The organism is Streptomyces sp. ISL-43, from assembly GCF_018614195.1.
In the GTDB taxonomy this organism is placed as follows: domain Bacteria; phylum Actinomycetota; class Actinomycetes; order Streptomycetales; family Streptomycetaceae; genus Streptomyces.
In genome coordinates, this window is record NZ_JAGGOT010000033.1 from 1 (window position 1) to 26787 (window position 26787).

Here is a 26787-nt window from a genome sequence, read left to right on the forward strand (position 1 = left end):
CCAACCTCCGTGGACAGAACACCTAGCGCGCTACGCGGTAGCGAAGGTAGACGACTCTCGAGCTGAAGGTGCGGGTCTCGACGAGTTCGAGATCCACCCGGCGCTCGCGCTGGGGAAAGTACGGAATGCCACCGCCGACCAGCACCGGGTAGACCCTGGCCCGGTACTCGTCGATCAGACCCAGCGCGGCCGCCTCGGCGGCGAGAGTCGCGCCGCCGATCGCGATGTCGCCCTCACCCGGCTCCGCTCGCAACCGCGCGATCTCCTCCGCCAGGTCGCCGGAGGCCAGGCGGGCATTGCCCTGCACCGCCGACAGCGTGGTGGAGAACACCACCTTTGGGAGCGGCTTCCAGATCGAGGCCCACTCGAGCATCGAGTCGTCGAGCGATGGGCCCTGGTCGGCGGTCTCCCAGTACAGCATCGTCTCGTACAGCCGTCGTCCCAACAGGTGGACGCCGACCTCTCGAATCTCGTCGGTGACGAAGCGAAAGACCTCCTCGTCGGGCGCCGTCCAGTTGAAGCCGCCGTCCGGCCCGACGATGTAGCCGTCGAGCGAGACGCCCATCGAATAGGTCACGCTGCGCATCAGAATCCCTCCTCGGTGACGGGTTCGACAGTACGACCGCCGGACGCCGGACGCCGGACGCCGGACGCCGACCGCTGACCGCCGGACCCCGCAGGACGCATGGCGACTCGCGGGATCCGGGCCGGGGCACGCCGGGACGGCCATGCCCAGAAGGAACCGCCTTAGCCCAGGAGGACGACCTCGCGCACATTCCGGTCGGGCCCGGAGCCCGACCGGAACCACGTGTGCCCGGACGATGACCAAGCGCTGCCACGGGTCACTCCGGCCTGCACCGAACCGGCAGTCAAGGATCCAGTGGGCCCCTCTCGGGGACGATGCCCTACGGCGTGTAGGGAAGCCAGACCGTGACGAGGAGACCGCCGGCGGGGCGGGGGACGAGGTCGAGGGTCCCGCCGTGGGCGCGGACGATGCTCTGCACGATGGCCAGGCCGAGGCCGACGCCGGCGTGCTCGTCGGTGCGTACGCGTTCCGTTCCGCGCTGGAAGGGTTCGGTGAGGGTTGGTACCAGCTCCGGTGGGAGCCGGCGGCCCGTGTTCTCGACCCGCAGCACGCTCGTGTCGCCGTGTGCCTCGGTGTGGATCGTCACGGTGCCGCCGGCGGGGAGGTTGTGGACGATGGCGTTCTGGACGAGGTTCGTCACCATCCGCAGCAGAAGCTCCGCGGAGCCGCTGGTCTGGGCCGCCCCGCCGGTGACGTCGAGCGTGATCCGGCGCTGTTCGGCGAGGGGAAGCAGCGTTTCGGCAGCTTCTTCGCCGATGAGGGAGAGGTCGATGCTCTCACGGGTGAAGTTTCCGCGGTCGCCCCGGCTGAGCAGCAGGAGGGCCTCGGTGAGGTCGATCGCCCGCGTATTGACGACGTGCAGGCGTTCGATGAGCTCACCCCGGTCCCGTGTGGGGTCCTTGCGGGCGACGTCGAGGAGCGCCCGCGAGATAGCCAGCGGGGTGCGCAGCTCGTGGGAGGCGTTCGCGGCGAACCGCTGCTGCTCGGCGACGTGGGACTCGAGTTGTTCGAGCATCGAGTCGAACGCGTCGGAGAGTTCACGGAACTCGTCCTGGCGGCCCTTCATGCGGATCCGGTGGGACAGCGACCCGTTCCCGGCGATCCGTGCCGCATCCCTGATCTGTGTGAGTGGTGCGAGCATCCGGCCGGCGAGGATCCATCCCCCCAGGAGGCCGAACACGAGCAGGCAGGCCAGTGCCGCGGCCGCGGCGGGGGCGAACATGCGCACGAGGAGGTAGCGGTTGGGTGCGACCCCGAGAAGGCCCTGGGAGTTGTCGGGCACGTAGCGCAGCAGGAACACCCACACCACGGCCAGCATGAGAGCGCCGGCGACGAAGAGGAATCCGGCATAGCTGAGGGTGAGTTTCAGTCGGGCGCTGAGCCCTGGGGTTCTATGCATGCGTACTGCCGGGGTCGCTGGTGGCCCTGCCGGGGGCGACGGTGTCCATGCGGGTGTCGATCCGGTAGCCGACGCCGGGCACCGTGGCGATGATCCATGGTTCGCCGAGCCGTTTGCGCAGTGCGGAGACGGTGATGCGCACGGCGTTGGTGAGGGGGTCGACGTTCTCGTCCCAGGCCCGTTCCAGCAGCTCTTCGGCGCTGACGACCCCGCCCTCGGCGGCGACGAGGACTTCCAGCACGGCGAACTGTTTGCGGGTGAGCGCGACGTAGCGTCCGCCGCGGAAGACCTCCCGGCGGAAGGGGTCGAGCCGCAGGCCCGCGATCTCGCGGACCGGGGGCCGGGCGTACGCGCGCCTTCGGTCGAGCGCCCTCAGCCGCAGGACGAGCTCCCGCAGCTCGAACGGTTTGGTGAGGTAGTCGTCGGCGCCGAGCTCGAACCCGGAAGCCTTGTCGTCGATCCGGTCGGCAGCGGTGAGCATGAGGATCGGGATGCCGCTGCCGGAGGCGACGATGCGCCGGGCGACCTCGTCGCCGGAGGGGCCGGGGATGTCGCGGTCGAGGACCGCGAGGTCGTAGGAGTTGACGCTGAGCAGTTCCAGGGCGGAGTCGCCGTCACCGGCGATGTCGGCGGCGATCGCCTCCAGCCGCAGACCGTCACGGACCGCTTCGGCCAGGTAGGGCTCGTCCTCCACGATCAGTACGCGCATGTCCGAAGCCTAAGCAGCACAACATATCGCCGACGTATGCGAAGACGTGTGCACACCCGACACGTGACTCAGCCTGCCGGTGCCAGCGCGGGGCGGGGCTGGTCCGACGGCGCCTCCGCCGTGGTACGCCACCAGCGGCGCGACGCCAGCGCGGCGAGTACGGCGCCGGCGCCGTTGACCAGTACATCGTCCACGGAGGACACCCGGTCCAGCCGCAGGACGTACTGTGCGGTCTCGACCAGGACCGAGCAGCCCGCCCCGAGCACCAGGATCCGCGGCACGGACGCCAGCGCCGCGAACCGCATCGGGGCGAAGAACCCCAGCGCCGCGAAGACCAGCAGGTTGCCGACGATCCCGACCGGCCCCATCGTGACCAGGTCCCGCACCGGTACCAGGCTCACCCGGCCGGGGACGGTGCCGGCCCCGGCGCCCGGCATCATGGTCATCCATATCCACGGCACCGTCCCGTGGACCATGCCCACCTCGGCCAGCGACATCCGCCACGCCGATGTGACACCGGCGGCCCGCCGACGGCGCGCCAGAGCCCACACCACCAGCGCGGCCAACGGCAGCGCGACCAACGTCATGAGCACCACACCGTTGAACGTGTCGAAGCAGCCGTGCCACCGCCCGGCCATGCACATCGGAGCGGACATCATGAGCGGCCGCCGCACGACGAACGCGACGCTCGCCATGGCGAGGATCGCCAGGCCGAGGAGCACGACCCTGCGCGTGCGGCGGGGCGGTGCTGACGGGGATGCATCGTGGTTCATGCCCCCATTGGAGACGGAGGGCCGTTGCGGTGGCGTATGCGATTTTCGATACGCCCGCGATACACGGAATCCCCGGCATCAAGGAACGGACGCAGCTGGCATGGAGATGCTCCCGCCGCTGGTGATCGCGCCAACCCGGCTACTGGCAATGCCCTGGTCCGCCGCCGCAGTCCGCCGCTGCGTGGGCTCCGGCGGCGGCCGTTTCGGTAATTCGACGCGTCAGGGGGGTCGAGGGCTTCCAGGCTGCCGCTGAACTCGCCGGCGGCAGTCACACCGCCAGAAGGGTAGACACAGTTTCCGGCCACACCCACCGGACACGGCATGTCGGACGCGGCGAGCAGGTAGCGGGGTGCCGGTACCGGGGGCAGATCTGTCCATGCGTTGGAGGCGGGGTTGTAGGACTCCACCGTGCCGCTGGAGCCGGCATTCTGGCCGCCGACGGCGTACCCGCACGTGCCTTGTTGCCCCGGCGGACAGGGGGCGGCAGCGGCGCTAGGAGTCACCCTGCCCGTCGGCATCGGGCACCGCCGGGACCTGCGGTTTCGCTCGCATACGATGACGGAGATTTGGGTGCATCCGACAGGGATGCTTCAGGGGGGGAACCATGGCGAGTTCAGATCGTTTTGACCTGTCCGGGGACTGGGGACAGGTGTTCAGCGGGGCCGCACTGCATCACGGAACGGCCATGCAGTCGATGGCCGTGGACCCGGTGACCGGTGACATTTACATCGCGCAGCTGCAGAGCGGGGTCGAGGGTCCGACGGGCTCGAGGGCTCTCGGGAACTTCTGCATCAACCGGGTCGATCCGTGGACCGGCGTGCGCAGCGAGTGGATGCACCTCAACGGCTTCGGGCACGGATACCAGATCGGCGCGCAGCACATCAACGGCAGGACCCATGTGTGGACGGAGGCTGGTCCCATCGTGGACGAGTACGGCACACACGTCACCCGGGTTCCGTTCTCCCCCAAGCGGACGATCGAGATGACGACCACCGAGAAGGAGTTCAGCACGCCGTTCCGGCCGACCCTCGCGGAGTACCCCGGCGCCCTCGCGTACTCGTGCGCGCCGACCGTGGACCCGATCCATCACCGGGTCACGATCCGCTTCAAACTGAAGAGGCCGGTCGCCGGCGGTGGCACCGAAGACCTCGGCTGGTTCTACGGCCAGTACCCGATCGACCCGGTCAGCGGCAATGCCGGCAGCAACCTCATCCGGTGGGCCCAGGTCCCACCGAAGGAAGACCCCCGGGTCGCGCACATGTACGGCGTCGGCTACCAGGGATTCGCCTCCAACGGCGACCACCTCTACATCTACACGGGCGACATGAGGCCTGAGGACAACGTCCACATCACCGTGGGCACTTGGCCGCCGGAGAACAAGGGCCGGCTCGTCGACATCGTCAAGCAGCACATCACCGCCGTGCCGACGCTGGAACGCCGCGAGCCCGAAGGCCTGGCCGTCGCCAAGGTCGGCACGGAGGCCCAGCTTCTCTTCGGCTTCAGCGGCAACAACGAGAACCCGCGCGCGGCGACGCTCTGCTCTTACTCGACCGCCACGTCGCAGGGCGGGGTCAGGGTCTACGCCGACTGGGCCAACCTCGCACTCAACGGCGTCACCGCGCAGGGCGGTGTGCCCCCGCAGGGACGGCTGGTCGAGGTGGCCGACGGATTGCTGCTCCAGCTACGCGGTTCCTTCACCTGCGGCCTGACCTCCGACACTCTCGTCGCCAAGCTTCCTCCGCAGCTTGTTCCCAGGGCGACGGTCCGGGCGAGCGTGCCGCGCAACATGTACTACGGGCACGGGGTGTGCCAGGCGGTGGTCACTCCCGCCGGCGAGCTGCAGATCCACGGACCCACCGAGACCAACAAGGTCACCTGGGTCGACCTCGACAGCTTCTCGGCCGCCTGGCGCTGACGCGCGCCCACCGGCCCGACGCCGGCCACCCGGCCGCCGACCGCGAGCCGACCACGGGGGCGCTCCGCTCCGCCCCGATTCGCCTCTCCCACGTCTCCACAGACCCCCTGAAGGGTTCCACCATGTTCACGCCGCCCCGCACCAGCCGCCGAACGCTGCTCACGGCCGGAGTAGCCCTCCCCGCCGCCGCCCTCTCCGCGCCGCTCCTCGCCTCGCCGGCCGCGGCCGCCGAACCGTTCGAGAGCGGTGTCGTCGTCCAATGGAAGCCGGTCACCCTGGCGTCCGACATCACCGTCGAGGGTGCCCACCCCCAAGTGCGCGTCGTACGCGTCGCGGGGACGGAGTTCCTGCAGCTCCGCGGGACGATCAAGGGCTCCTTCACGGCCGACTTCCAGCTGGGAACGCTCCCGGATGGGGTGACCACCCCGAAGATGACCCGGGGCGTCTGCCCCCGCAACAGCCACAACGGCCTGAACACCTGCCGCGTCGAAGCCGACATCCGGGGAGTGATCACCATCCTCGGAGCCCGGCCGGAGAGCCCCATCACCTGGGTCCAGCTGGACAACTTCTCCTCCGTCATGCGCTGACCCGGCCGAGACCGGTAGCCAGTCGGTGGACGATCACCCCGGGCTGCGTCCGGACGCAGCCACGGACTGACGTCACCGGCCAGGACCAGGCGACCGTCCGCAGCCACACGTGGGCCTTGAGGCATTCTCTCGGGGCCCATGTGGTCATGCCGGCTTGCCTGTGGCGGCCCGCCCGGATCTCCTTCGCACGTCGCTCCGGCCGGGCCTGCGCCTCGGCTGAGCCGGCGTAGCGCCAGTAGGGACACCGAGCGGACCTTCCGCCACCGGGGTCGGGCAAGAGGCCCTCCTCGGGCTAGCCGAGAACTGCCCGATCACCCGATCACCCCGTCACCCCATCGTCTGCGAGCCCGCCGCATAGCGACGAGTGCGTGAGTGAGCGACGAGTTTGGCCCCGGAGTGTGTGGCCCCTGGCTCGGCTAGTCCGCACCCGATGCTGTCCCCCGAGGGGGCATCCGTCCAAGTTCCCGACGCTCCACACACGCCTTGACGAAGGCGACGACGATGCCCACGCCCGCGGGAAGGACCACACCGAAGAACAGCAGCATGACAATGATGTAGTCGCCCATGACCCACTCACCTTCTTGAACGCATTCAATATGAACACGTTCAAGATAGAAGCCCTGCGGCCGTTCGTAAAGCCGGATGCTGCGGCAGGTGGCGACGACACATCAGCAGAAGCCTCTGGCTCGCGGTTGCTCAGTGCGCCACCCGTCGTCGCCACCGGCCACCTCCCGCGCCCTGACCCGCTCTCGCACCGACCTACTCGTCCCGTCGCTGAACAGCCGAACCGCCCACGACAGCACCCCGGTGACGAGGTTGTGCGTGGTGGCGCGGCGGGAGGTGTACGCGAACGACCTCGGACAGCCGTCCAGCCTGGTTGGGGTGACGGCGCGTTCGAGTCCGCCGTTGGCGAAGGGGAACCGGGTGCACCGCAGGTTCTCCGGTTCCGTGACACGTATGCCAGTTATTGCAGGAGGGGCTATGGCCGGGAGCTCATCGGGCCGGGGTGCGCGCGCGTCTTGAGATCGGCGAGCATCCGCTGCGCGACGTTCCACTGGGAGCCAACGCGCCGGTGGCGCATGGAACGCGCAGGAAGCCTTCGAGGGCTCCGAGTTGGTGTTCGCTGCGGCCGACGGCAGTTGGAGTGCCCTCCGGCCCTGGGGATCATGACGCTGCCCTGATCGGTTCGATCCTTGACGCGACGCGGACTGGGTTGCCGCCGGTGGAGGTTGGCGGCGGCGGTGCGGGTACGCCGCGGCGGGACGTCCGCGTCCACCCGGTCGCCTGAACACGAACGGCGGTCCTTGCCATCCGCGATCGGATGGCAAGGACCGCCGTTCGTGTTCAGGCCCCGGTGGCCGGCAGCGCCGGTGCGGCGGGGCCCTCCTTGCCGAGCGGATCCCTGTTCAGCGGATCCTCGTTCGCCGAAGCCCGGCCGGCTCGGCCGGCCCCGGCGGACCGGCTCACTTGGACTGAGTGGAGACGCTCACACCGCTGAAGTCCTGCGCGGCGGCGAGGCTGAAGTAGACCCAGCCAGCCGGCGGGTTGTCGATCGTCAGGGTCTCGCCGTTGCCGGCGTTGGTGGACTTCGCCTGGTAGCTGCTGGTGGTGGCCCAGTTGCTGCCGCCGTAGTACAGGTCGCTGTTGCCGGTGCCGCCGCTACTGGTGATGGTCAGCTGCTTGACGCCGGCCGGCAGGTACACGAAGTGGTAGCTGTAGTTGCCGGTGGCGGCCGCGAGGTTGTCCCGGCGGCAGTTCTTGTCGAACTGACGGGGGTCGCTGATGGTGCAGAGCGGGGTGGACGAGGCCTCCGGCAGGGGGCCGCAGTCGTTGGTCGCGCAGGCGGTCGTCAGCCAGGTGGCGAAGCCGGCGTCGTAGCCGGTGCCGATGGTCTGCTTCAGGAAGGTGCGGGCACCGTTCCAGTCACCGGCGCGGTACTTGTTGAGCACGGTCTCCACGTCGGCGGGGTGCGCCTGGAGCATGTAGCGGACCGCGAGGAAGCCCCAACGGTAGACCCGGTTCGAGTTGACCTCGGGGTCCCCGTCCTGGTTGTAGACGGTGTCGAACAGGTCGCTGAGCTTGTAGGTCTTCTTGCCGGCCTCGGCGATCGCGTCGGCGTTGCGCTCGTTGCGGTAGCCGAACGAGATGTTCTCGGCGATGCCCTCGACCCACCAGATGGTCGGGGTGGTCAGGCTGGCCTCGAAGTCGCCGGCCATGTTGTAGCGGCCGTCGAGGTAGTGGGTGTACTCGTGGTTGAGGTTCCAGATCTGGAAGTCCGGGCGCAGCCAGTGGGCCTCGTGGGCGATGAAGCGGGCCTGGTTGCCGGCGGCGGCCGGGTTGCCCTCCTCGTACATGCCGCCGTTGTCGACGTCGATGTTGTAGATGGCCCATGCGTACAGCGAGTACTGGGTGTAGTCGTCGAAGACGACGACCTCGAGGTTGGTGTTCACGTCACCGGGGATCGCGCCCTTGTCGCCGATGACCCGGTGGAAGTAGGCGTCCTGGTTGACCAGGCTGGTGCAGGTGCCGGCCAGCTGTCCGGGGGACATGTCCTGGGCGTGGATCTTCAGGCCCGGGGTGCACGTGTGCTGGATCGGCAGGATCGCCGGGAGCACGCGGTCGCCCAGGTCGCAGATGGCGTAGGCCGCGCAGTTGTTCCTGTCGTACTGGCGCGTGTACCAGCCCAGGTTCATGGTGATCGGCGCGGTGGGGCCGACGTTCGGGTAGCGGTTGATCAGGTCCTTCAGCAGCGGCCGGACCCGGTCCTTGAGCTCGGGGACGTCGAGGGCGTAGCCGAGGTAGCGGCCGACGTTGCTGACGACGTCCAAGCGGTTCAGCTGCGCGCTGTTGCGCGTGATGAAGCCGGCCCAGGTGTTGAGGATGGTGGGGTCGGCCTTGAGGGCGGCCCGCCAGCCGCGGTCGTCGTTCTTGGCCTTGAAGCCGTTCTCGACGACCCACTCGACGTGCTGCATAGCGAGGTTCATCTGGCCGGGCCACGTGCCGTCGTAGCTGCCGAGCATCCACTTGACGACGCCGGCGTACCGGCCGGCCGCGTGGGTGCTGTCGATCAGCGTGACGACCTCGTTGAAGATCTCGCCGTTGGCGTCGCTGACGTCCTTGCTGCGCGGGGAGGCGAAGAAGGCGTCCAGCGCGCCGAGCGCCGCGCCGTCCAGCGCCGTGCCGTAGTCGCCGACGACGTTCGCGTGGTTGTCCTGCACGTAGTAGCCGGCGCGCAGGAACAGCACCAGCTGCCCGATGGCGGCGCTGTTGTTGCCCGTGTAGGTGGCGGAGGCGTCGCGCAGCGCGTTGGCGACGGTCACCATCTGGGCTTCACGGAAGGCCTTTTGCGCGTTCTCCCCGGTGAGGCTGAACAGCGGGTAGGTACAGGCGATCCGGGGGAGGGCCTTGAGCTGCTGGACCAACGCGCTGCCCGTGGCGTTGATCACGCCGGAGATGTCGCCGCACTCGTCGCCGGCGGCGGCCGAGGACTGCTTGTCGGCCTTGTCGCCCTTGACGGGCTCGACGGTCGGGGCGGGTGCCGGGGCGGACTCCTCGGCACTGTCCTGCGAGGAGATCCGGAAGCGGGAGCCGTTGCTCATCGCATCGGGCGACTTGGGGACCGGGATCGACCGCGGCGCCGAGGCCGCGGTTCCCCTTGCGTTCGCACCGGCCGGGGTCGTGGTACCGACGGAGGCGGCCTGGCTCTGTGGCGCGAACAGGCCGAGCGTAATGAAGACGGCTGCGCCGAGCGCCGGAAGTCTGCGCGCGTTGGCCTTCGATATCCGGAACGGATGCATCTGTGGGGGCCTCCGGGGCCGTTGTGGCCGCGTGCTGGGGACACGGGCAGTTGGTGTGTGACATGTAAAATTTCACATGTCGCACCGCGCCGGAAGACTTTTGGCCAGATTGCGATCTCTCGGGTTCGGCAAGTGGTGTGAGAAACAGCCGGTCTTGGTGTGTCGGTGCTGGTCTGGTTGGCGTGATCCGGGGTGTGACGGGTCGCGGGCCGGGTGTTGTGGCGGGGTGCGTACGAGTACCCCGGCCTCGTGGCCGGCACCGCCACGTTCGTCGAACACCCCAGGGCAGACGAGGTCTTCGGTGCGCAGGGGCATGGCTTTCGGCTCGGTCCGGTCATGGACGAGGAACAGCTCCGGGAGGACCTGAGACCGGCAGACCGAGGGATCGAGCCGACCGGGCATGACTTCGCGTACTGGTACCGGAGTTGGCGCGAGCGCACCGAGCAACAGCTCGATGTCACACCTGCACCACCCACGCGGCGAGGGCGGGCGGGAGCATCCTCATCCGCGGAACGCGGCATGTGGAATGCAGTCGTGTGAGCCAGGCCCGCTTTGATGGCCTCGGTGTAGACGTCGTTCTTCATCCAGGCGTGAGCCCAGGCAGCCCCGCAACCGCTCAGAACACGCAGCTCGCGGCAACCGGCGTACCGAAGCGCCGGGCGTCCATCAAGGCGATCGCGTCGTCCAGCGGGTCGTCGCTGATGGTGTGCCCCTGGTCGGCGTAGTACTTGAACTCCAGGTTCACGCCCTTGTCGCACAGTTGCCGGGCGAGCGCCTGGTTCAGGCTGCTCAGCACATCGTTGCCGCCCTGCGGCAACAGCACTGGGACCTTGGTGGTGACCTCGTTGCCGGCGCTGCCCTTGAGGGCGGCGTTGAGCGGTCCCAGATCGACGCCGGGTCGGAGGATGTCTTCGGCGGGCGGGAGCACGGTGTCGCCGACGATGCAGGATTCCGTCCAGACGCGGTCTGCGGCGGCCAGTGCGTCGGGGGTGAGGAGTTCGGCGGGCTTGACAGCCGGGTCGGCTGCCGAGGCCCCGTTGATTAGCAGCAGCATCCCGGCGTAGGGGGTGGCCATCGCGTTCTGCTGGGCGAACAGGGCGGGCATCCACTCGAATCCGACCGCCGGCGCGTTGGCGACCACGCCCTTGAGGTCGACGTCGGGAGCGTACTCATCGGCGTAGTGCGCGGTCCACAGCGCCGCGTGCCCGCCCTGTGATCCGCCGTAGACGAGCGCTGTCGCGCCTGCCCCCGGGTCGATCCCGTGAGCGGCGCGAAGGATGTCGAGCGTGGCGTACGCGGCGGACTTGCCGTTCAGGTACGGGTGCCTGACTTGACGGCCCAGCGGGACGCCCGGACCAACGCCGCTCTCTGCCTGCCGCGTCCGCTCTGCGGGCCCGACCGGGTACTCGGCGGGAGCGGAACCGTTCGCATGGTGCCGGGGAGGTGGCTCTGTCCGTGCGTCAAGGACGATCTCCTTCGCGTACGCGGCTGCCGTTCGGCGCCGCCGGATGCAGGCTCTGACCTGGGCGGGGCGGTTCCGGGCCGCGCGGTGCGGCCGTCTCGTACGGGGTTGCGGCGATATTCGTCAGGAAGGCGGCGGTACGTGCACCTCGACGGCCGATGCCTCGGGAGACGGCGTGACGTCCACGACCAAGGCGACGATGGTGTCGATGACGCCCCCCATGTCCACGGTGGGGTCGAGCAGCCACTGGTGCTGGATGCCGTCCGCGGCGGCAAGGGCCAGCCGGGCGATTGCGTCGGGGGCGATGTCGGGGCGGATGCGGCCCTCGTGTTGCAGTTCGGCGAGGCCGTCGCGCAGGGCGATGAGGATGTCGCCGTTGCGGACCTCGAAGAAGTCGCGCGCCGGGTGATCGGGGAACCCCGACGCGGCCGCCATGCTCACGTACAGGCGCACCAGACCGGCCACATCGCCGCTGCGGCGCAGCGTCGCGGCCATCGGCGAGATCGGGTCTCCGTAGGACTCCTGGGCGATGCGTTCCTTGGCGAGCCTGTCGCGCTCGGCCAGGGCCCAGATCAACAAGCCCTCACGCGAGCCGAAGTAGCGCAGGACGCCGGCCTGGGACATGCCCATGCGGTCGGCGATCTCCTTGATCAGCGCGCCCTTCTCGCCGAGCATCGCGAAGACCTCCAGCGCCACCGCCAGAATCTCGTTGCGGCGGCGGACGCCCTTCGCGTAACGGCCGTGCGGGGTACGGATGTTGTCGAGCCGTGCGGCACGCTCGGGGTCCATGCTCGAAACGCTAGTCGAGTTCACTTTTCCGTCTACGCCGAGGCACGGGCTACTGCGGAAGGTCGCCCGGCACGCGACACTGCGCCGCTGACCCGACCAACCCGGGCCGGACACCCCGAACGGCACCCGGCCCGAAGGGTTCGAAGATCTTTCCGCTCTCGGCGGGGCCGGTGGGGCGGCCGACGTGACGGCGCCGGAGAGCGAGGTGAGGTGGGTGCCGGCGCTCTGGCCGGCGTGGGGCGAGGCGTCATTTATGCTTCAAGGCGGCCGCGGGGCGGTGGCTCGTCGCTGTACGCGGCAACTGCGGAACGGTCTGGCCGGTCGGGGAGGGCGTCCTGCGTCCGGGCCTTGGTCCGGACGGGGACCGCAGGACGATGATCATGAAGATTTTGGGGAATCGAGTGACCGCCGACACGCGTCTCAGTGGTGCGGGGCGCCCAGCCCACGCGCCCGCGAACAGAAGAACCCCAGGGAGAAGTGAGGTATGCCAGTGATCTGCGTCGGAGGCATGATCGGAATCGGCAAGACGAGCGTCGCCGAACTGCTCGCCAAGGAGCTGGGCAGTGAAGTCTTCTACGAGAGCGTGGAAGACAATCCGATCCTTCCGCTCTTCTACACGTCGAGCCCCGAGGAGATCCAGGCGAAGCGCTACCCCTTCCTGCTCCAGCTCTACTTCCTGCAGACACGGTTCGCCTCGATCAAGGAGGCGTACAAGCAGGGCGACAACGTCCTTGACCGGTCCATCTACGAGGACTGGTACTTCGCCAAGGTCAATCACGACCTGGGCCGGATCAGCTCCCTCGAGATGCGGGTGTACGAGGGACTGCTCGACGAGATGATGCGCGAGATCGACGGCCTGCCGTACCGCAAGGCACCCGATCTCATGGTCTACCTCAAGGCGGACTTCGAGACGGTGCTGCATCGTATCGGGCTGCGGGGCCGCGATTTCGAGCAGGACGAGAGCCTCGTCGAGTACTACCGCACGCTGTGGTCCGGCTACGACGACTGGGTGCACAAGCACTACTCGGCCAGCGACGTTCTCGTCGTCGACATGAACCACACAGATGTGGTGAACAACCCCGAGGACGCGGCCCGCGTGGTGCGGGAGGTCAAGGACGCCCTGACGGCGGGCGGACCCCGGGTCTGAAGCCGTTCCACGCGGGGGTCCCGGATGCCGGGCCGGCCGCCGGGGACCGGCGGCCGGCCCTACCAGGTGCGTCCGGGCCCGGCCGGGCCCTTGTCGGATCGGCGGACAGCGTCGATGTCACTGGTCCTGGATGCGCCGGAAGGGCCGGTCGGCTTCCAGTTCGAACGCGATCTCCAGCAGCTTCCGCTCACCGCCGGGGCGGGCGGAGAACATGACGCCGATGGGAAGCCCGTCCGTCGTCGCGCCCGCGGCCGGAACCGAGACCGACGGAGTACCGACGACGTTGTCGACCGGTGTGAACGCCACGTACGCGAGGATCCGCTCGATCAGCTTCGCGTAGGGAACGGTCGGGCTGAGGTGGCCGATCGGTGGCGTGGTGTGGGCGAGCACGGGCGACAGGACGAGGTCGAGCCCGCGGAAGGACGCCGCGTACGCCTCCTTCGTACGCTTCAACCGCCGCAGCACGCCGGGAGTCCGCCGCCAGTTCCGCAGATACTCCTCCCGCAGCCCCCGGCTGAGGCCGTCCATGCGGCGGTGGTCGAAGTCCGCGCCGAGGGTCCGGCCCGTGACGCCGAGGAGGAAGGACAGCATCCCCCAGTACGTGAGGAAGTCGTCGGTGAAGTTCGGTTCCATGCCCAACTCCACCGGCTCCACGGTGTGTCCGAGCCGTCCGAGTGTGGCCACGGCCTCCGTGACCGCCGCCCGGGTGGCAGCGTCGGAATGAACACCGTTCGGCGAGTCCAGCACGAACCCGATACGCAACCGTCGCCCCGAGGGGCCTTCGACCAGGCCGAGGGGCGGCAGCTTGGGGCTCCGCCGGTACGTCTCCGCGGCGGCGAGGAACGCGGCGGCGTCCCGCACGGAACGGCTCACGATTCCGTCGGAGATGATGTCGAGCGGCAGCTGGCGGCCCAGGGCACTCGCCACGACGCGGCCACGGGTCGGCTTGAGGCCGACGAGTCCGCAGCAGGCGGCGGGTATCCGGATCGAGCCGCCGCCGTCGTTGGCGTGCGCGATCGGCACGGCACCGGCAGCGACCAGCGCCGCGCTGCCGCCCGACGAACCGCCCGCCGAGTAGCCCGTGTGCCATGGGTTGTGCACCGGCTCCGCACCGTCGTACTCGGTGGTCGGACTGAAACCGAACTCGGGCAGCCGGGTCTTGCCCAGTACCGTGACGCCGCTGCTCAGGAGCTGCTGGGTGAAGGGCGCGTGCCGCCGCGCCGCCCTCGGCCGGAAGGCGGCGCTGCCGTGGCCCGTGGGCAGCCCCTGGTAGTCGGTGTTGTCCTTGACGAAGGTCGGCACCCCGGCGAAGGCACCGCCCGTTCCGGCGGCGTGCGCCGGGCTGTCGACGTGCACCTGGACCGCGCCCAGCCGTGCGTCAACCGCCCGCACCCGCTCTCTGGCGTCCCGGGCCGCCTCGGCGGGGGAGATCTCACCTCGCCGGATCGCCGCGGCGAGACCGACGGCGTCGTGCTCTCCCAGGGCGTCGTCCCGAAAAGCGTGCACGATGGTCCGTTCGTTGAAAGTCGTCACCGCTGCCTCAGCCCCCGCCGTGTGGATGGTCGTCCGCCATCATTCCCTACCGTCAAGTAACACGCGAGGAGTTCGCCGGCCCATTCGATGTGTGAATGTGCGGGCCGGTGGCAGCGGGTGGGCGTCGGTGGCGGCGGGCGCGCCCCACCTGGTGGGGGAGGGCTTGTGGTCGGTTGGCTGCTAGTCCTCACCTCGGGACGAAGGCAACCTGGAACATACGCGGCCAAAGTTTGCCGGTGATCAGGAAATGATCGGTTCCTGGCACGGCGGCGATGCCGTTGAGGTGCCGGCTTGCCCGGCGTTCTGACGCGGTGAGGAGTCCGGAGGCGTCGATGCGGGCGGTGACGGTGCCGGTCTGCACGTCGATGCGCACGATGGTGTCCGTCCCATACACGTTGGCGTAGACGAAGCCGTCGGGCGCGCATTCCAGCTCGTTGAGCCGTGTCATCGCTTGGCCGTCTTGGCGGACATTGACGCCGCCCGTGGCCCTGAAGGTGTCGGGGTCGCGGAAGGTGAGCCGGTCGGTGCCATCGCTCATCACCAGCCACTCCCGCGTGGCTGCGCGTAGGCGGCACAATCCCCAGCCCTCGCCCTGGTAGCTGACCCGGCGGCGCTCTTCGAGTGTGATGGGGTTGCGCTCGATGGCGATGCCATTGCGCCACGTGAGCTGCCAGAGCTTGGTGCCGGAGAGGGTGATTCCCTCGCCGAACAGGGGCGCCGGCAGCTCGGCTGACACAGTGGCCGGCTTGCCGGGTGGTCCAGCGCGAAGGGAGGACTGGCCGACCAGGCCCGTGCTCTCGTAGAGCGTGCCGTTGCGGAACTCCAGACCCTGGGTGAATGCCTTCGGATCGTGGGGCAGACTGCCTCGCACCTCCGCCCGCAGCAACTGGACGCGGTGCGTGCGGGGCTCAAGGGTCGCTGCTTGCGCGGCGTGGTCATGGCCGCCAGGGGTGTGCGCTCCGCCAGTACCTGAGAGGAGCGCAACAACAAGCAGTACCGCTGCCACGACCGCCCGCGGGCGGTTGCCCGATCCGGTTCGCCGCAAACGTGTGGCGCTGGGCTCGGGGTTCACTTCAGGAGCGTTCGGGCCGGGCGACAGCAACGGTGACTTCCCATGGGAGACCGCGAGCGCAGGGCGGTGTGCGGCTCCTGTTCCTCGGCGCACGGTGTCCTCCCCTCCGGCACGAGACGTGCGAGATGCCCGGCGCCCTCGCTCGGGTGATCTTGTTCGTGCTGATGTTGCTGAACATGGTGAAGACGCCATTGAGGTTGACGGGCAGGAGTGAACCGCCTCCACCTCCGCCGCCGTTGCCACCGTTGCAGGTCCCGCCGGTGTCCGTGACTACGGTGTCCAATACGGGAACCCCTGCGCAGCGTTCGCGGGGACGGAACCCGCAGCGAACGGCAGGGCGATGTTGAGCACCGGGGACCGTCGGCCACCACAGCGGGCAGGTCCCTGGTGGCGCGGCTCGCGGGCGGCGGCCCGGCCTGGCCCCGGACGACTTTCGCTTGGAGCGCAGGGCCATGTCAGCGGCTGGGTCGCCCGGTGCTGTCATCCGTGGCGGCTTCGCGTACCCATGCCGCGCGGCGTTGGAAGTGGCTGGTGATTCGGGTACTGGTGGTGGCGGTGGAGGGTGGCGTGTCAGTCGGTGGTCACCGTGTCGTGGCACTCCGGGCGCATCGCGGTGTCAGGGCTCGCCGCGGTGGCCTGTTTCCAGTACGACACCTCACCGTCGAGCCCCCGTCTGACGGGCTGCGTGTAAGAGGAGAAGGTCTCGGTACCGGGTGCTGCCGTCGTGTCCCCGAACAAGACGACGGAGACGTACTGCCCGCCCGGTTCCATGAGCACGTTCCGCTCCGGCTGCCTGGCGGTGTACGACCCGGGGGCGCCGTCGTCCTCCACGGCCTGCGTGAGTGGCAGCGTCCCGGGGAACGGCCCTTTCACCGCCTTGATCACCTTCACGTCCGACACCAGGAACGACGAGCCGTTCTCCACCTTGTGCCGGGCGGCTGCCACCGGCTCCACGATCGCGATGCCGTACGCGGCCATCGCGAGCTTCGCATCCGTCGAGGTGTCGAGGTCACAGACCGCGTCCACGTGCGGCTCGTCCTGCGAGCCGGCGTAGTACCAGCCGCCCGCGCCGAGTACTACGACGGTGGTGGCCAGCCCGCCCACCAGCCAATTCCTTGTACGCATCAGCCCCACAGCTTCTTGTAGTTGGCCTTGTCGACGTCCGTCGGGTCGGCGAACAGCGAGTGCACCTCCGGCCACATCAATGACGTCACGGGATTGGGCTTGCTGCCGCTCTTGTGGCACAGGCCGAGAGCGTGGCCCAGCTCGTGCGCGGCGACCTCCCGCTTCTTCTGGGTGTCGTAGTTGTCCATCTTCGCCTTGTTGAAGCGGATGTAGTCGGTCGCCGCGACCTGCGGGCGCCGCTGCCAGTACCCGGCTGCGGTCGACTTCGTGTCGGAATAGTCGGCGAACTCCAGATCGTTCACCGTCGTCCCGGTGTCCGGGAGAATCTTGATCTTCGACCCTGAGTACTGCCATGCCTTGATCGCGTACTTGATCGCGTCGTCGTACTTGGTCGAGTCCGAGTAGCGGATCTCGTCCTCGTCGACAGAGGAGTCCTCGCGGGTCTCCGTCGCGTCGGTCCCGCTCTTGGCGATGCACGGTGCGGGGTTCACGAGGGCAACTGCCGGTGGCGGCGCGACCAGCAGCGCGGCGGCGGCCACCGCCAGGCCCCAGCGGAGATGGGTGCTCATCGCCCGGTGATATCGCCTCTGCCACCGCCGGCTCGACCCCCAACGGGGGCGCCTCACCCTGGCGAGTGACGGGCTTCACCGGAGAAACGATGCGGCTGCCCCACCTCCGGGCCGGGTCCAGAGCGCCTTCCCGATCTCGGTGGCGACGACGTCGCGGCTCACTCCTCTCGTGTGATCCGAGTGTGATCCGAGCCCACCTGCGTCGTCCGTGCGATCCGGGCGGTGATTCCGCAGCCGGTCGACCAGATCGCCAAGCGCAGGAAGTATGGTCGGTCAGGCGGCAGGCCACGGCCTTTGACCGGGACGCCTACCGTCAAGCTGGGTGGCTCGCGGCGGGACGTTAGGGAAACGCAAGCGGGGCGGTAGTGGCACGACAGGGCTGAGGCGGAGGCTGGATACCGCACCGACCACTTCGTTCCACGGGGGATCACCACCATGCGCATCCAGCACAGGACCCGCACCACCGCCGTGGCCGCGCTCGCCGTCGCCCCCTCTCGCTCGGCCTGACCGCCTGCGGCGACGACGCGGGCGCGAAGGACGCCGGCGGCGCGATGACCTCCGCATCCGCCTCTACCTCCGCCGCTGTCGACATCCGCCCGATTGCCTGAGCCTCGCCCCCTACCGCTGTCGTTCTCCGACGGCGCTGTCCCGCACTTCCAGGCCGGGGTGCGAGACATCCTGACCCCGCCCGTGAGAATCAGCGGGCCGCGGGAGTGGGAGCCGGCAGTGGGGTCGTACGTACGCGTGTCGAACTGGCTCGATCCGTATGCCACTTGACCATCTTTGCTGATCTTGGACAGGAGCCCCATGCCTCGACCCTCCACTGACGGTGCGCGCATCAGGCCGCGGAAGCGGTTTCGCCGGCTGGCGTACCTGGTGACGGTCTGTGTCGCCGCGAGTACGGCACTGCTCGCACCCAGTCCTGCCGGTGCAAGCGGGACGACCTTCACCGACGCCTACAGCAACCTCGGGTCGGCGACTCGGGCTGACTGGATGAAGAACGTCGCAAGCAACACCTGGTTGGCGGCACTGTCCCTGCCCGGAACCCACGACACGCTCTCCATCCACGGCGGCCCCGCGGCGCAGACGCAGGAGGACTTCGGCGACAGCGCGAACACTCTGACGGCGCAGCTGGAACGAGGGATCCGTGCCATCGACATCAGGGTCCGGGTCACCGAGAACAAGTACTTCGTGGTCCATCATGGATCGGCCTATCAAAATGCCAATTTCGATGACGTCCTGAGCAAGGCGCAGGCCTTCCTCGGTCAACACAAAGGCGAAACGGTCGTGATGCGACTGAGGGCCGAATGCCCTCTCTCGGGCGGCGGCACCTTCGACTGCAAAAACGATCCGGACACGGTTGACAACAAGAGGCGTGAAGAAATCTTCAGCAGCTACGTGTCCCGGTATCCCAATCTGTTCTACAGCCCGTCAGTAACCAAGGGAAAAAAGACTGGAGTTCCCCAACTCTCGCAGGTCCGCGGCAAGATCGTGCTGGCCAGCTTCGACGGTCTCGACGGCGACAACTACGGGATCAATTCCTTCAACGACCACAAGGAGGACACCTGGAACGCGTCCCACCCGGAGAAGAAGTGGGCTTACGTCAAGGCGAACATCGACCGGGCGGTCAGTGACGGCAGCGGTGAGATGTTCGTGACGTACACATCCGCGTCCACCGTTCCTGACCTGTCTCCCGCCATGTTCGCGGGCGGATACGGGTGGCACAACCAGCAGCCCGCCGTTCACGGGGTCAACTTCAGGATGATGCAGTACCTCAACAACGGTGGCGCCAACGGTCACCTCGGCGTCGTCATGATGGACTTTCCCGGCTGGGCCCTGGTGGACAACATCATCGCCCGCAATCAGGGCAATGTCGTCACGGACGGCCACCAGGCGATCTGGCAGGTCAAAGCCGACAAGACCTATGTCGACACCAAGTACAACCGGTGCATGGTACGGGGGCCTGAGTTCGACAGTTCCAAGACCGGTGGCCTGGTCACCCAGCGCGCGTGCCAGTCGACGGTGCCCAGCAGCCACCAGTGGGGGGTCGAGCGCCCCTCGTCCTATGACGGCAAGGGCTATTACTGGATCAAGGCCAACAACGGCAAGTGCCTGACGGTCCCCTACAACAACGGCACCCCGCCCTCTGCCGGGACCCAGTTGTTCTGGTGGGAGTGCGAGACCCGCTGGTTCTCGGGCAGCCAACTGTGGAACGTCATCCCGACCCCGATCGAAGTCGCGGGCGAGCGCAGGACGGCGTACAAGTTCATCAACAACTGGACGGGCCTGTGCCTCTCGGTGGACCCGGCCACCGCTTCCACCGCGGGCGGCAAGGTGACCCAGGACACCTGCCCGAAGTAGCGGCCATGCCTGCGGGAGGCCCGGCTCGGCAGCGTTTTCCACCCTCCCGCACGCCCCGACCGTGCCACCGGCCTGGTGGCGGACGTAGGCCGCCGGGAGGCCGAACTGCGTCGGATCATTGCCGCACCCCAGCCCCCCGCCCGCCCGGTTGCCCCGCCGCACCCGCCCGCGGTGCCCGCTCCCATGGCACCGGTGCCCCCTTCGACGTCCCCGGGGACTGCGCCCTACCCCGTCTCCGCCGGGCGACGACGTACCCGCCTGGTGACGGGCGCGGCCGGCGCTGCCGTCCTCGCCGCTGCGGTCACGCTCGCGATCAAGTCTCCCTGGGGTGGACTTGGGGGCAGTACCGGGGACAGGGCCGCTGCCCCGCCCGCGCTGTCGCCGCCGGAGCCGTGGGTCGGTACGTGGACCGGCGCCGGACCCGGGACGCCGGGCGCGGACGGAGTCTCGCGGGCGCGGACGGGCGAGTTCTCCGTCACGGTCACGCTGAACCCAGGAGCCGTGGGCGACCTGCCGCAGCCGCTGAGTCCGGGGCCAGGGGCCAGCTGCCCGGGGCCCGCCGACCAGGGCGGGAGGGCCGGGGCCGGCCCGACCCACGGCGGCCGCCCGAGCGGCTCACGGGAGGACGGAGGACACCGCACCGCGTGAGCCGCGTCTCAACCGGACGGCGGCGCTTGTCTATGCAACGAGTTGCATAGAAGGATCGGGGCATGGCACTCGAGCACGCGATCCTCGTCGCTCTCCTGGAGAAGCCGGGCTCCGGCTATGAGCTGGCCCGGCGGTTCGACCGGTCCATCGGCTACTTCTGGACCGCCACCCACCAGCAGATCTACCGTGTGCTCAAGCGGATGGAGGGCGACGGCTGGGTCGACGTCCTCGAAGTGGCGCAGCAAGCGAGGCCGGACAAGAAGGAGTACTCCGTCGCCCCGGCCGGCCGGTCCGTGCTCTCCGCGTGGCTCCACGAGCCGATCCAGCCCGACAGCGTCCGGCACGAGCTCGCCGTGAAGATCCGCGGCGCGGCCTTCGACGACCCGGCCGCGCTCATCCTCGAGGTGGAGCGCCACCACCGGGCGCATGCGGACCGGCTCACGCACTATCTGGCGGGCGAACTGCGCGACTTCACCGGCGTGGACGCCCCCGCGGCGGACGACGCCGGGCGCGAGCTCCAGCACGTGGTGCTCCGCGGCGGCATCGCCTACGAGCGGATGACGCTCGCCTGGCTCCAGGACGTGCTGGATACGCTCCACCGGCTCGCCGAGCGCTGAACCGACGGTGCCGAACCGCCCTCCCGCGCGCCTCCTCCACCTGCTTCGGGCGCACGCGGCGCACGCATCCCCCGGCCTTCCAACCCCTCGACGACTCTCCCCTCGACCCGAACCGCACTTCGAAAGGCGAGCCCTCATGACCGACGCCCTGCTCTTCAACCCGCGCACCTACGACCCCGCGCACTTCGACCCCGAGACCCGCAGGCTGCTGCGCGCCACCGTCGACTGGTTCGAGGACCGGGGCAAGCGCAAGCTGCTGGAGGACTACCGTTCCCGGGCCTGGCTCGCGGACTTCCTGGCGTTCTCCGCGAAGGAAGGACTCTTCGCCACCTTCCTGACCCCCACCGTCGCCGCCGGCCAGGACGACCCGGACAAGCGCTGGGACACCGCGCGGATCGCCGCCCTGAACGAGATCTTCGGCTTCTACGGCCTGGACTACTGGTACGCGTGGCAGGTCACGATCCTCGGCCTCGGCCCCGTCTGGCAGAGCGACAACGCCGCCGCCCGCAGCCGCGCCGCCGAACTCCTCGCCGAGGGCGAGGTGTTCGCGTTCGGGCTGTCCGAGAAGACCCACGGCGCGGACATCTACTCCACCGACATGCTCCTGGAGCCCGACGGCGACGGCGGCTTCCGGGCCACCGGATCCAAGTACTACATCGGAAACGGCAACGCCGCCGGACTCGTCTCCGTCTTCGGCCGCCGCACCGACGTCGAGGGCCCCGACGGCTACGTCTTCTTCGCGGCCGACAGCCGCCACCCCGCGTACGGGCTCGTGAAGAACGTCGTCGACTCCTCCAAGTACGTCAGCGAGTTCCGCCTCACGGACTACCCGGTCACCGCCGCCGACGTCCTGCACACCGGCCGCGCCGCCTTCGACGCCGCCCTCAACACTGTGAACGTCGGCAAGTTCAACCTCTGCACCGCGTCGATCGGCATCTGCGAGCACGCGATGTACGAGGCCGTCACCCACGCCCGCAACCGCATCCTCTACGGCCGTCCCGTCACCGCCTTCCCGCACGTGCGCCGCGAGCTGACCGACGCCTACGTCCGCCTGGTCGGAATGAAGCTCTTCAGCGACCGCGCCGTCGACTACTTCCGCTCCGCCGGCCCGGACGACCGCCGCTACCTGCTGTTCAACCCGATGACCAAGATGAAGGTGACCACGGAGGGCGAGAAGGTCATCGACCTGATGTGGGACGTCATCGCGGCCAAGGGCTTCGAGAAGGACACTTACTTCGCCCAGGCGGCCGTCGAGATCCGCGGGCTGCCGAAGCTGGAGGGCACGGTCCACGTCAATCTCGCCCTGATCCTGAAGTTCATGCGCAACCACCTGCTGGAACCGGTCGAGTACGCGCCCGTCCCGACCCGCCTCGACGCGGCCGACGACGCCTTCCTCTTCCGTCAGGGCCCTGCCCGCGGTCTGGGCTCCGTACGGTTCCACGACTGGCGCACCGCCTACGACGCGTACGCCGCCGTGCCGAATGTGGCCCGCTTCCGCGAGCAGGCCGACGCCCTGTGCGAGTTCGTCGCCACGGCCGCCCCGGACGAGGCGCAGAGCCGCGACCTCGACCTCCTCCTGGCCGTGGGCCAGTTGTTCGCACTCGTCGTGCACGGACAGCTGATCCTGGAGCAGGCACGCCTGTCCGGCCTGGACGAGGACGTGCTCGACGAACTCTTCGGCGCCCTCGTGCGTGACTTCTCCGCGCACGCGGTCGAGCTCCACGGCAAGGACTCCGCCACCGCCGTCCAGCAGGACTGGGCGCTCGGCGCCGTCCGCCGCCCGGTCGTCGACGCCGACCGCGCGGCCCGTGTCTGGGCGCGGGTGGAGTCCCTGGCCGGGGCCTACGAGATGGCGCCCTGAGCGTCAGCGCGGTGACGCGGTGACGCGGTGACGCGGTGACGCGGTGGATCACCGCAGCGCGGGCTGCCTGAAGTACGGCGGCCCGCGCCCGTGCCGCGCGTCATCCGGCCGTTACGGGCCAGAAGCCTCCTCATGAAGCGAAGTCGCGGTTGTTCCGCGCGGGCTGCCTGGCCACTCCTGTTCCTTCCCGCCCAGGCGGCCCTGATGGTCTGCCTGGGCGGGCAGGTCACAGGGCCGGCCGCCCGGCTCTGGCCGCTGTCGGCGGAGGGCCCGACCGGGCCGGGCCGCAGTCGGCGGTGTGCCTGGTGGTGACGGCCTTCGTGGACCGTCCGCGGCCTGTGGTTGCCCACTTGGACGCCGCGCCGCCGACATCGCGCTTCCCCTCCGGACACGTCGGCGCGTCCCTCGCGCTCTACGGAGGGCTGGCCGTCATCGCCCGGAACCTGGGTCTCCTGATGGACCCGGCCGCCGCGCTGGACGAGTCCCTGGCCGGCGACAGCTACGGGATCGGCGTCGGCCGGGTCCGGGGTGACGGCCTCCCGCCGGCGCGGTCACCGTCATGGCGGGCGCCGGATTCGACGCCGCGATGGTCCGGGACACCTCCCCGCGGCTCAAGTCACGGATGGGGTGCGCCGCGTACGCCCTGTCGAGCCTGCGGCACCTGAGCCCCCCGGGTGCACCTGACGATCCGCATCGACGGGGGCCGCCGTCGGCGGCGCCGGGCCCGCATGGTCGTCATCGGGAACGTCGGTGCCCTCCAGGGCGGCCTGCCGCTCCTGCCGACGGCGCGGCCGGACGCCGGACGTTTGGAAGCGGTGCTGTTCGATCCACGGTGCGCCGCCGGATGGCTGACCGCAGCCGGGCACCTGGCGTCCCGCCTCCTGCCTCACCGCGCACCGACGCTCCCCGGACCGGCTGCCTCAGCGGGGGTCGGGGTCCCGGCCGTGCGCAGCGAAGCCGGGGGCGTGCTGGAGTACTTCAGCGCCACGCGGATCGACATCCGCTGCGCCGTACCGCAGCCGCGCCGGCTCGACGGCGATGCCGTGAGCGACGGTGTCCGCCTCGTCGCGGAGATCGAACCGGGCGCTCTGCGCGTCTACCTGCCCCGCGCGCCCGGGGCACCCGACGCCCCGCGGGAGTCCGGTGCACCCGCCGATCGCGCCGCGCCGCACCTCCCGGCGGCTCCCGGCCCGGCGTCTTGAGGCCCGGCCACGTACGGCTTCCCGGCACGTCTGCCGACCGCAGGCTTCGTAGGATTCAGGAGAAGGCAGGAACACGATGAGCCGCACGACGGGTACCGCAACGGCACGACGTGCGCGGCGAGGAACTGTCCGCCGACGAGGCGTGGACCGCACTGCGCCGCTATGGCGGCTGGAGCCTCGCCCGCGACTCCTGCGTGCGTTTCCGCTACGCCGACGGCTTCAGCCACGCCCGCGCGCTCGCCTTGCAGACGGTTCTGTCCATCGTTCCGCCGGCCATTGCCGCCGTCGGCTTGTCCGGTGTCCCGCACACCGAGGACGTGGGGGCCGGCCTTCGGGGCCGTCGTCCACCTGGTGTTCTGGAACCTGGCGACCTGGGGCCTGAGCCTGAACATCGGCGGGAGCAGCTCGTTCACGAGCGTCTACGGGCCGCTCAGCGCGATCGTGTCGTTGCTGCTCTGGTCCTACCTCACCTTGACGGCGCTCTTCCTCGGCCTCTCCTTCGCCGCCCAACTGGAAGCCGTACGGGCCGGAGTGAGGGAGCCGATCACGGACGACCGCCCGTGGCGCCCGCTGCCACGGGCTCTCGCGCTGGTCACCGCGGTGGGCGTCGGCTACGACTCCACCTGTTGCCTGTCGGCCAGGCACCGGTGAATTCGAGCCGTTGGCGTCGCTTCGGGCACCCGGTGGGGGAGGAGCGCCACATCGGGGGCAAGCGCGTCCAGGGCCTCGCGGGGCGTGGCCGTGGCCGAAGGGCCGGTGCTCGGTCCCCGCGGGGGAAAATCCGACTTCCGAAGGAGAATGACCATGCTGATCACCGTCAGTCGCTCGGGGGGCCTCACCGGCGTGGACAAGGTGCAGAAGATCGACACCTCCGCGCGGCGGGACGCCGCGGAATGGGAGGACCTCGCGCGGCGCGTCCTGCCACCGGTGGCGGACGGCTTCCACTACCGGATAACGGTTGACGACCAGGTACTCGAGATCGGGGAGACGAGCCTGACCGGTGACCAACGGGAACTGATCCGCGCGGTCCTCGGCGAAGGAGCCTGATCCGGACCTTCGCGGTCCGGGGCCGGACCGAGCAGGGGGCGCGCGGTCCGGCCCGAGCTTCAGGGCTGCGGTCTCAGTGGCCGGTGACCCGGGTCCTGGCCGTGGCGGTGTTGTTCGCCGTGTGGGGATCAGGGGTACGGGAGGTGACACCGGCTGTGGCGGTGATGGTGGGGCGTTGGGTGGCTCGCACCGTGACGTGGAATACCCGCTGCTGTCCGGCGCCCAGCGCCTTGACGCGCCAGGTGACCTGGGTGGGATGGCGCCGGTCGGCGCCGGGTGACGCGCCGGTGACCGGTACTCCGCGCGGTCGGGTCAGCGTGACCGCCAGGTTGGCGGCGCTGAAGGGCCCCGTGTTGGTCACCGTGATGTCGTAGCTGTACTCGGTGCCGCCACGTGCGGTGGCCGGTGCGCTCAGCCGGACTGCCAGGTCGGCCCGGGGCGGACCGGCGCCGACCTCCAACCGCCCGACGCGGTCGGCGAAGATCTCGGTGAACCACATGTTGCCGTCCGGGCCCGCGGTGATACGGATCGTGCCGCTGCCGGCGTTGGGCAGCGGGTACTCCTGGATGTCCCCGTCGGTGGTGATCCGCCCGATGCGGTCGCCGACCTGTTCGGTGAACCAGAGGTTGCCGTCGGATCCCGTGGTGATCTCGCTGGGAGAGCTGCCGGCGGTGGGGAGGGTGTATTCGACGATGTCCCCGACATCGGCACGAGCAGGGGCGGAGGCGGTGGCCGTGGCCGTGGGCAGGCTGATCACACTGAGGAGCAAGGCGGCCGCCAGCTGGGACGCCCAGCGCGAGAGGCGGCGTCGGGAGGTCCGGGGCGGGGGCTCGCACAGGGTGCGTGGGGACATGGGGAGGCAGACCTTTCTGCCGGAGGTCGGGGGCAGGCCCGCCGTGCGGGCGAGACCTCGCCGACGGGTCCGAATGCTGTCGGGCGGCGCGTGAGGTCGCGACAGCGGTTGCAGCGTAGGCCCCCAGGTGACGGCATGTCAGGCACCTGGGGGCCAACAGGCTGACGGGCAAGGGGGTGTTATGGGCGGCGATCTCGAATCCGGATGCGTCGGGATCACGAATCTGCGAGAGTCACGCGCTGTGAACAGAGTTGGGCTTGTGATGCGGCGTGCGGTCGACTCCGACGCGGTCGGCATAGCCGACGTGTGGCTGCGTTCCTTCGCCGCCGCGCTGCCGACCGTGCGCCGCGCGCACGGCGACGACGAGGTGCGGAGCTGGTTTTCCTCCGTGGTCGTGCCGCGGCACGAGACGTGGGTAGGCGTCGCCGAGGGCTCTGTGATCGGGCTCCTGGTGCTCGATGGCGAGGAACTCGAACAGCTCTACCTCGATCCGTCGTGGCGCGGCCGGGGTGTGGGCGACCGGTTCGTGGACTTGGCCAAGGAGCAGCGGCCCGATGGACTGGGACTGTGGACGTTCCAGGTCAACGGACCAGCCAGGCGCTTCTACGAGCGGCACGGTTTCATCGAAGTCGAGCGCACCGACGGACTGCGCAATGAGGAACACGAGCCGGACGTCCGCTACGCCTGGCAGCCGTAGGCGGTGAGGACCGGCCATGCGGCAGCTGCCGGTAGCGG

Annotated in this window: 23 protein-coding genes and 1 pseudogene; 10 read left to right on the forward strand and 14 right to left on the reverse strand. The window is 69.4% G+C overall.

Annotated features, from left to right (window positions below; translation table 11 throughout):
* Positions 1-22: 22 nt before the first annotated feature.
* The 5 genes from J7F03_RS19320 to J7F03_RS42670 form a co-directional block, all read right to left on the reverse strand.
* Positions 23-586, reverse strand: a complete 564-nt coding sequence (locus J7F03_RS19320; RefSeq protein WP_214951029.1) for a dihydrofolate reductase family protein — start codon at positions 584-586, stop codon at positions 23-25.
* A 319-nt stretch (positions 587-905) separates the two neighbouring features.
* A complete protein-coding gene (locus tag J7F03_RS19325) occupies positions 906-1985 on the reverse strand; it encodes a HAMP domain-containing sensor histidine kinase (protein ID WP_214951031.1) in 1080 nt (359 codons plus the stop codon).
* Positions 1978-2694 carry a response regulator transcription factor gene (locus J7F03_RS19330; protein ID WP_214951033.1) on the reverse strand — a complete coding sequence of 239 codons (717 nt, stop codon included), beginning with the start codon at positions 2692-2694 and terminating at the stop codon, positions 1978-1980. The genes J7F03_RS19325 and J7F03_RS19330 overlap by 8 nt, the downstream gene beginning before the upstream one ends.
* Positions 2695-2762: 68 nt before the next feature.
* Positions 2763-3467, reverse strand: coding sequence for a VanZ family protein (locus tag J7F03_RS19335; RefSeq protein WP_214951035.1), 705 nt, complete (start codon positions 3465-3467; stop codon positions 2763-2765).
* Positions 3464-3985, reverse strand: a complete 522-nt coding sequence (locus J7F03_RS42670; protein WP_374104364.1) for a hypothetical protein — start codon at positions 3983-3985, stop codon at positions 3464-3466. The genes J7F03_RS19335 and J7F03_RS42670 overlap by 4 nt, the downstream gene beginning before the upstream one ends.
* A gap of 86 nt (positions 3986-4071) precedes the next feature.
* Between J7F03_RS42670 and J7F03_RS19345 the strand changes: the two genes are divergently transcribed.
* Positions 4072-5382, forward strand: coding sequence for a hypothetical protein (locus J7F03_RS19345; RefSeq protein ID WP_214951039.1), 1311 nt, complete (start codon positions 4072-4074; stop codon positions 5380-5382).
* A 122-nt stretch (positions 5383-5504) separates the two neighbouring features.
* Positions 5505-5969 carry a hypothetical protein gene (locus J7F03_RS19350; RefSeq protein WP_214951041.1) on the forward strand — a complete coding sequence of 155 codons (465 nt, stop codon included), beginning with the start codon at positions 5505-5507 and terminating at the stop codon, positions 5967-5969.
* Positions 5970-6385: 416 nt separating this feature from the next.
* Here J7F03_RS19350 and J7F03_RS19355 read toward each other — a convergent pair whose 3' ends face one another.
* The 4 genes from J7F03_RS19355 to J7F03_RS19370 form a co-directional block, all read right to left on the reverse strand.
* Positions 6386-6535, reverse strand: coding sequence for a hypothetical protein (locus J7F03_RS19355; protein WP_214951043.1), 150 nt, complete (start codon positions 6533-6535; stop codon positions 6386-6388).
* An 897-nt stretch (positions 6536-7432) separates the two neighbouring features.
* Positions 7433-9766, reverse strand: coding sequence for a M9 family metallopeptidase (locus J7F03_RS19360; RefSeq protein ID WP_214951045.1), 2334 nt, complete (start codon positions 9764-9766; stop codon positions 7433-7435).
* A 616-nt stretch (positions 9767-10382) separates the two neighbouring features.
* Positions 10383-11348: a lipase family protein gene (locus tag J7F03_RS19365; protein WP_214951168.1), complete on the reverse strand. Its 966-nt coding sequence runs from the start codon at positions 11346-11348 to the stop codon at positions 10383-10385.
* Positions 11349-11351: 3 nt separating this feature from the next.
* Entirely contained in the window at positions 11352-12017 is a 666-nt protein-coding gene (locus J7F03_RS19370) for a TetR/AcrR family transcriptional regulator (RefSeq protein WP_214951047.1), read from the reverse strand.
* Positions 12018-12501: 484 nt separating this feature from the next.
* Here J7F03_RS19370 and J7F03_RS19375 point away from each other — a divergent pair, with 484 nt between their 5' ends.
* Positions 12502-13164 (forward strand): deoxynucleoside kinase, encoded by a 663-nt coding sequence (locus J7F03_RS19375; protein WP_214951049.1) that lies wholly within the window; start codon positions 12502-12504, stop codon positions 13162-13164.
* Positions 13165-13281: 117 nt separating this feature from the next.
* On the opposite strand, the gene J7F03_RS19380 is transcribed toward J7F03_RS19375, so the two are convergent.
* The 4 genes from J7F03_RS19380 to J7F03_RS19395 all read right to left on the reverse strand — a co-directional run bounded on the left by J7F03_RS19380 (position 13282) and on the right by J7F03_RS19395 (position 17463).
* Complete coding sequence (locus J7F03_RS19380) at positions 13282-14697, reverse strand: amidase (protein ID WP_214951052.1); 1416 nt, start codon at positions 14695-14697, stop codon at positions 13282-13284.
* A 187-nt stretch (positions 14698-14884) separates the two neighbouring features.
* Positions 14885-15769 carry a glutaminyl-peptide cyclotransferase gene (locus J7F03_RS19385; protein WP_308379742.1) on the reverse strand — a complete coding sequence of 295 codons (885 nt, stop codon included), beginning with the start codon at positions 15767-15769 and terminating at the stop codon, positions 14885-14887.
* Positions 15770-16339: 570 nt separating this feature from the next.
* A complete protein-coding gene (locus J7F03_RS19390) occupies positions 16340-16894 on the reverse strand; it encodes a hypothetical protein (protein ID WP_214951055.1) in 555 nt (184 codons plus the stop codon).
* Positions 16894-17463, reverse strand: coding sequence for a M57 family metalloprotease (locus tag J7F03_RS19395; protein WP_214951057.1), 570 nt, complete (start codon positions 17461-17463; stop codon positions 16894-16896). Before J7F03_RS19395 ends, J7F03_RS19390 begins: the two co-directional genes overlap by 1 nt.
* A gap of 807 nt (positions 17464-18270) precedes the next feature.
* Between J7F03_RS19395 and J7F03_RS19400 the strand changes: the two genes are divergently transcribed.
* The 6 genes and pseudogenes from J7F03_RS19400 to J7F03_RS19425 all read left to right on the forward strand — a co-directional run bounded on the left by J7F03_RS19400 (position 18271) and on the right by J7F03_RS19425 (position 25199).
* Positions 18271-19824: a phosphatidylinositol-specific phospholipase C domain-containing protein gene (locus tag J7F03_RS19400; protein ID WP_214951058.1), complete on the forward strand. Its 1554-nt coding sequence runs from the start codon at positions 18271-18273 to the stop codon at positions 19822-19824.
* A 710-nt stretch (positions 19825-20534) separates the two neighbouring features.
* Positions 20535-21089: a PadR family transcriptional regulator gene (locus tag J7F03_RS19405; RefSeq protein ID WP_214951060.1), complete on the forward strand. Its 555-nt coding sequence runs from the start codon at positions 20535-20537 to the stop codon at positions 21087-21089.
* A gap of 136 nt (positions 21090-21225) precedes the next feature.
* Positions 21226-22950, forward strand: a complete 1725-nt coding sequence (locus tag J7F03_RS19410; RefSeq protein WP_214951062.1) for an acyl-CoA dehydrogenase family protein — start codon at positions 21226-21228, stop codon at positions 22948-22950.
* Positions 22951-23624: 674 nt separating this feature from the next.
* Positions 23625-24152, forward strand: coding sequence for a diacylglycerol kinase family protein (locus J7F03_RS19415; protein ID WP_214951064.1), 528 nt, complete (start codon positions 23625-23627; stop codon positions 24150-24152).
* Between the two features lie 110 nt (positions 24153-24262).
* A pseudogene (locus tag J7F03_RS19420) lies at positions 24263-24707 on the forward strand (YhjD/YihY/BrkB family envelope integrity protein); the annotation flags it as partial.
* Positions 24708-24956: 249 nt separating this feature from the next.
* A complete protein-coding gene (locus J7F03_RS19425; RefSeq protein ID WP_214951066.1) occupies positions 24957-25199 on the forward strand; it encodes a protealysin inhibitor emfourin in 243 nt (80 codons plus the stop codon).
* 73 nt (positions 25200-25272) lie between these two features.
* Here the strand turns inward: J7F03_RS19425 and J7F03_RS19430 are convergent, their stop codons facing one another.
* A complete protein-coding gene (locus J7F03_RS19430; protein WP_214951067.1) occupies positions 25273-26052 on the reverse strand; it encodes a DUF11 domain-containing protein in 780 nt (259 codons plus the stop codon).
* Between the two features lie 262 nt (positions 26053-26314).
* Between J7F03_RS19430 and J7F03_RS19435 the strand changes: the two genes are divergently transcribed.
* Positions 26315-26749, forward strand: a complete 435-nt coding sequence (locus J7F03_RS19435; protein ID WP_251072160.1) for a GNAT family N-acetyltransferase — start codon at positions 26315-26317, stop codon at positions 26747-26749.
* Positions 26750-26787 lie beyond the last annotated feature (38 nt).

Excerpts from the sequence above, each read along its gene's own strand:
- J7F03_RS19375 (WP_214951049.1), top strand. The coding sequence starts at position 12,502 with ATGCCAGTGATCTGCGTCGGAGGCATGATCGGAATCGGCAAGACGAGC.
- J7F03_RS19350 (WP_214951041.1), top strand. The coding sequence starts at position 5,505 with ATGTTCACGCCGCCCCGCACCAGCCGCCGAACGCTGCTCACGGCCGGA.
- J7F03_RS19430 (WP_214951067.1), bottom strand. The coding sequence starts at position 26,052 with ATGTCCCCACGCACCCTGTGCGAGCCCCCGCCCCGGACCTCCCGACGC.
- J7F03_RS19320 (WP_214951029.1), bottom strand. The coding sequence starts at position 586 with ATGCGCAGCGTGACCTATTCGATGGGCGTCTCGCTCGACGGCTACATC.
- J7F03_RS19345 (WP_214951039.1), top strand. The coding sequence starts at position 4,072 with ATGGCGAGTTCAGATCGTTTTGACCTGTCCGGGGACTGGGGACAGGTG.
- J7F03_RS19425 (WP_214951066.1), top strand. The coding sequence starts at position 24,957 with ATGCTGATCACCGTCAGTCGCTCGGGGGGCCTCACCGGCGTGGACAAG.
- J7F03_RS19395 (WP_214951057.1), bottom strand. The coding sequence starts at position 17,463 with ATGAGCACCCATCTCCGCTGGGGCCTGGCGGTGGCCGCCGCCGCGCTG.
- J7F03_RS19410 (WP_214951062.1), top strand. The coding sequence starts at position 21,226 with ATGACCGACGCCCTGCTCTTCAACCCGCGCACCTACGACCCCGCGCAC.
- J7F03_RS19390 (WP_214951055.1), bottom strand. The coding sequence starts at position 16,894 with ATGCGTACAAGGAATTGGCTGGTGGGCGGGCTGGCCACCACCGTCGTA.
- J7F03_RS19400 (WP_214951058.1), top strand. The coding sequence starts at position 18,271 with ATGCCTCGACCCTCCACTGACGGTGCGCGCATCAGGCCGCGGAAGCGG.
- J7F03_RS19325 (WP_214951031.1), bottom strand. The coding sequence starts at position 1,985 with ATGCATAGAACCCCAGGGCTCAGCGCCCGACTGAAACTCACCCTCAGC.
- J7F03_RS19355 (WP_214951043.1), bottom strand. The coding sequence starts at position 6,535 with ATGGGCGACTACATCATTGTCATGCTGCTGTTCTTCGGTGTGGTCCTT.
- J7F03_RS19435 (WP_251072160.1), top strand. The coding sequence starts at position 26,315 with ATGCGGCGTGCGGTCGACTCCGACGCGGTCGGCATAGCCGACGTGTGG.
- J7F03_RS19360 (WP_214951045.1), bottom strand. The coding sequence starts at position 9,766 with ATGCATCCGTTCCGGATATCGAAGGCCAACGCGCGCAGACTTCCGGCG.
- J7F03_RS19405 (WP_214951060.1), top strand. The coding sequence starts at position 20,535 with ATGGCACTCGAGCACGCGATCCTCGTCGCTCTCCTGGAGAAGCCGGGC.
- J7F03_RS19330 (WP_214951033.1), bottom strand. The coding sequence starts at position 2,694 with ATGCGCGTACTGATCGTGGAGGACGAGCCCTACCTGGCCGAAGCGGTC.
- J7F03_RS19370 (WP_214951047.1), bottom strand. The coding sequence starts at position 12,017 with ATGGACCCCGAGCGTGCCGCACGGCTCGACAACATCCGTACCCCGCAC.
- J7F03_RS42670 (WP_374104364.1), bottom strand. The coding sequence starts at position 3,985 with ATGCCGACGGGCAGGGTGACTCCTAGCGCCGCTGCCGCCCCCTGTCCG.
- J7F03_RS19335 (WP_214951035.1), bottom strand. The coding sequence starts at position 3,467 with ATGAACCACGATGCATCCCCGTCAGCACCGCCCCGCCGCACGCGCAGG.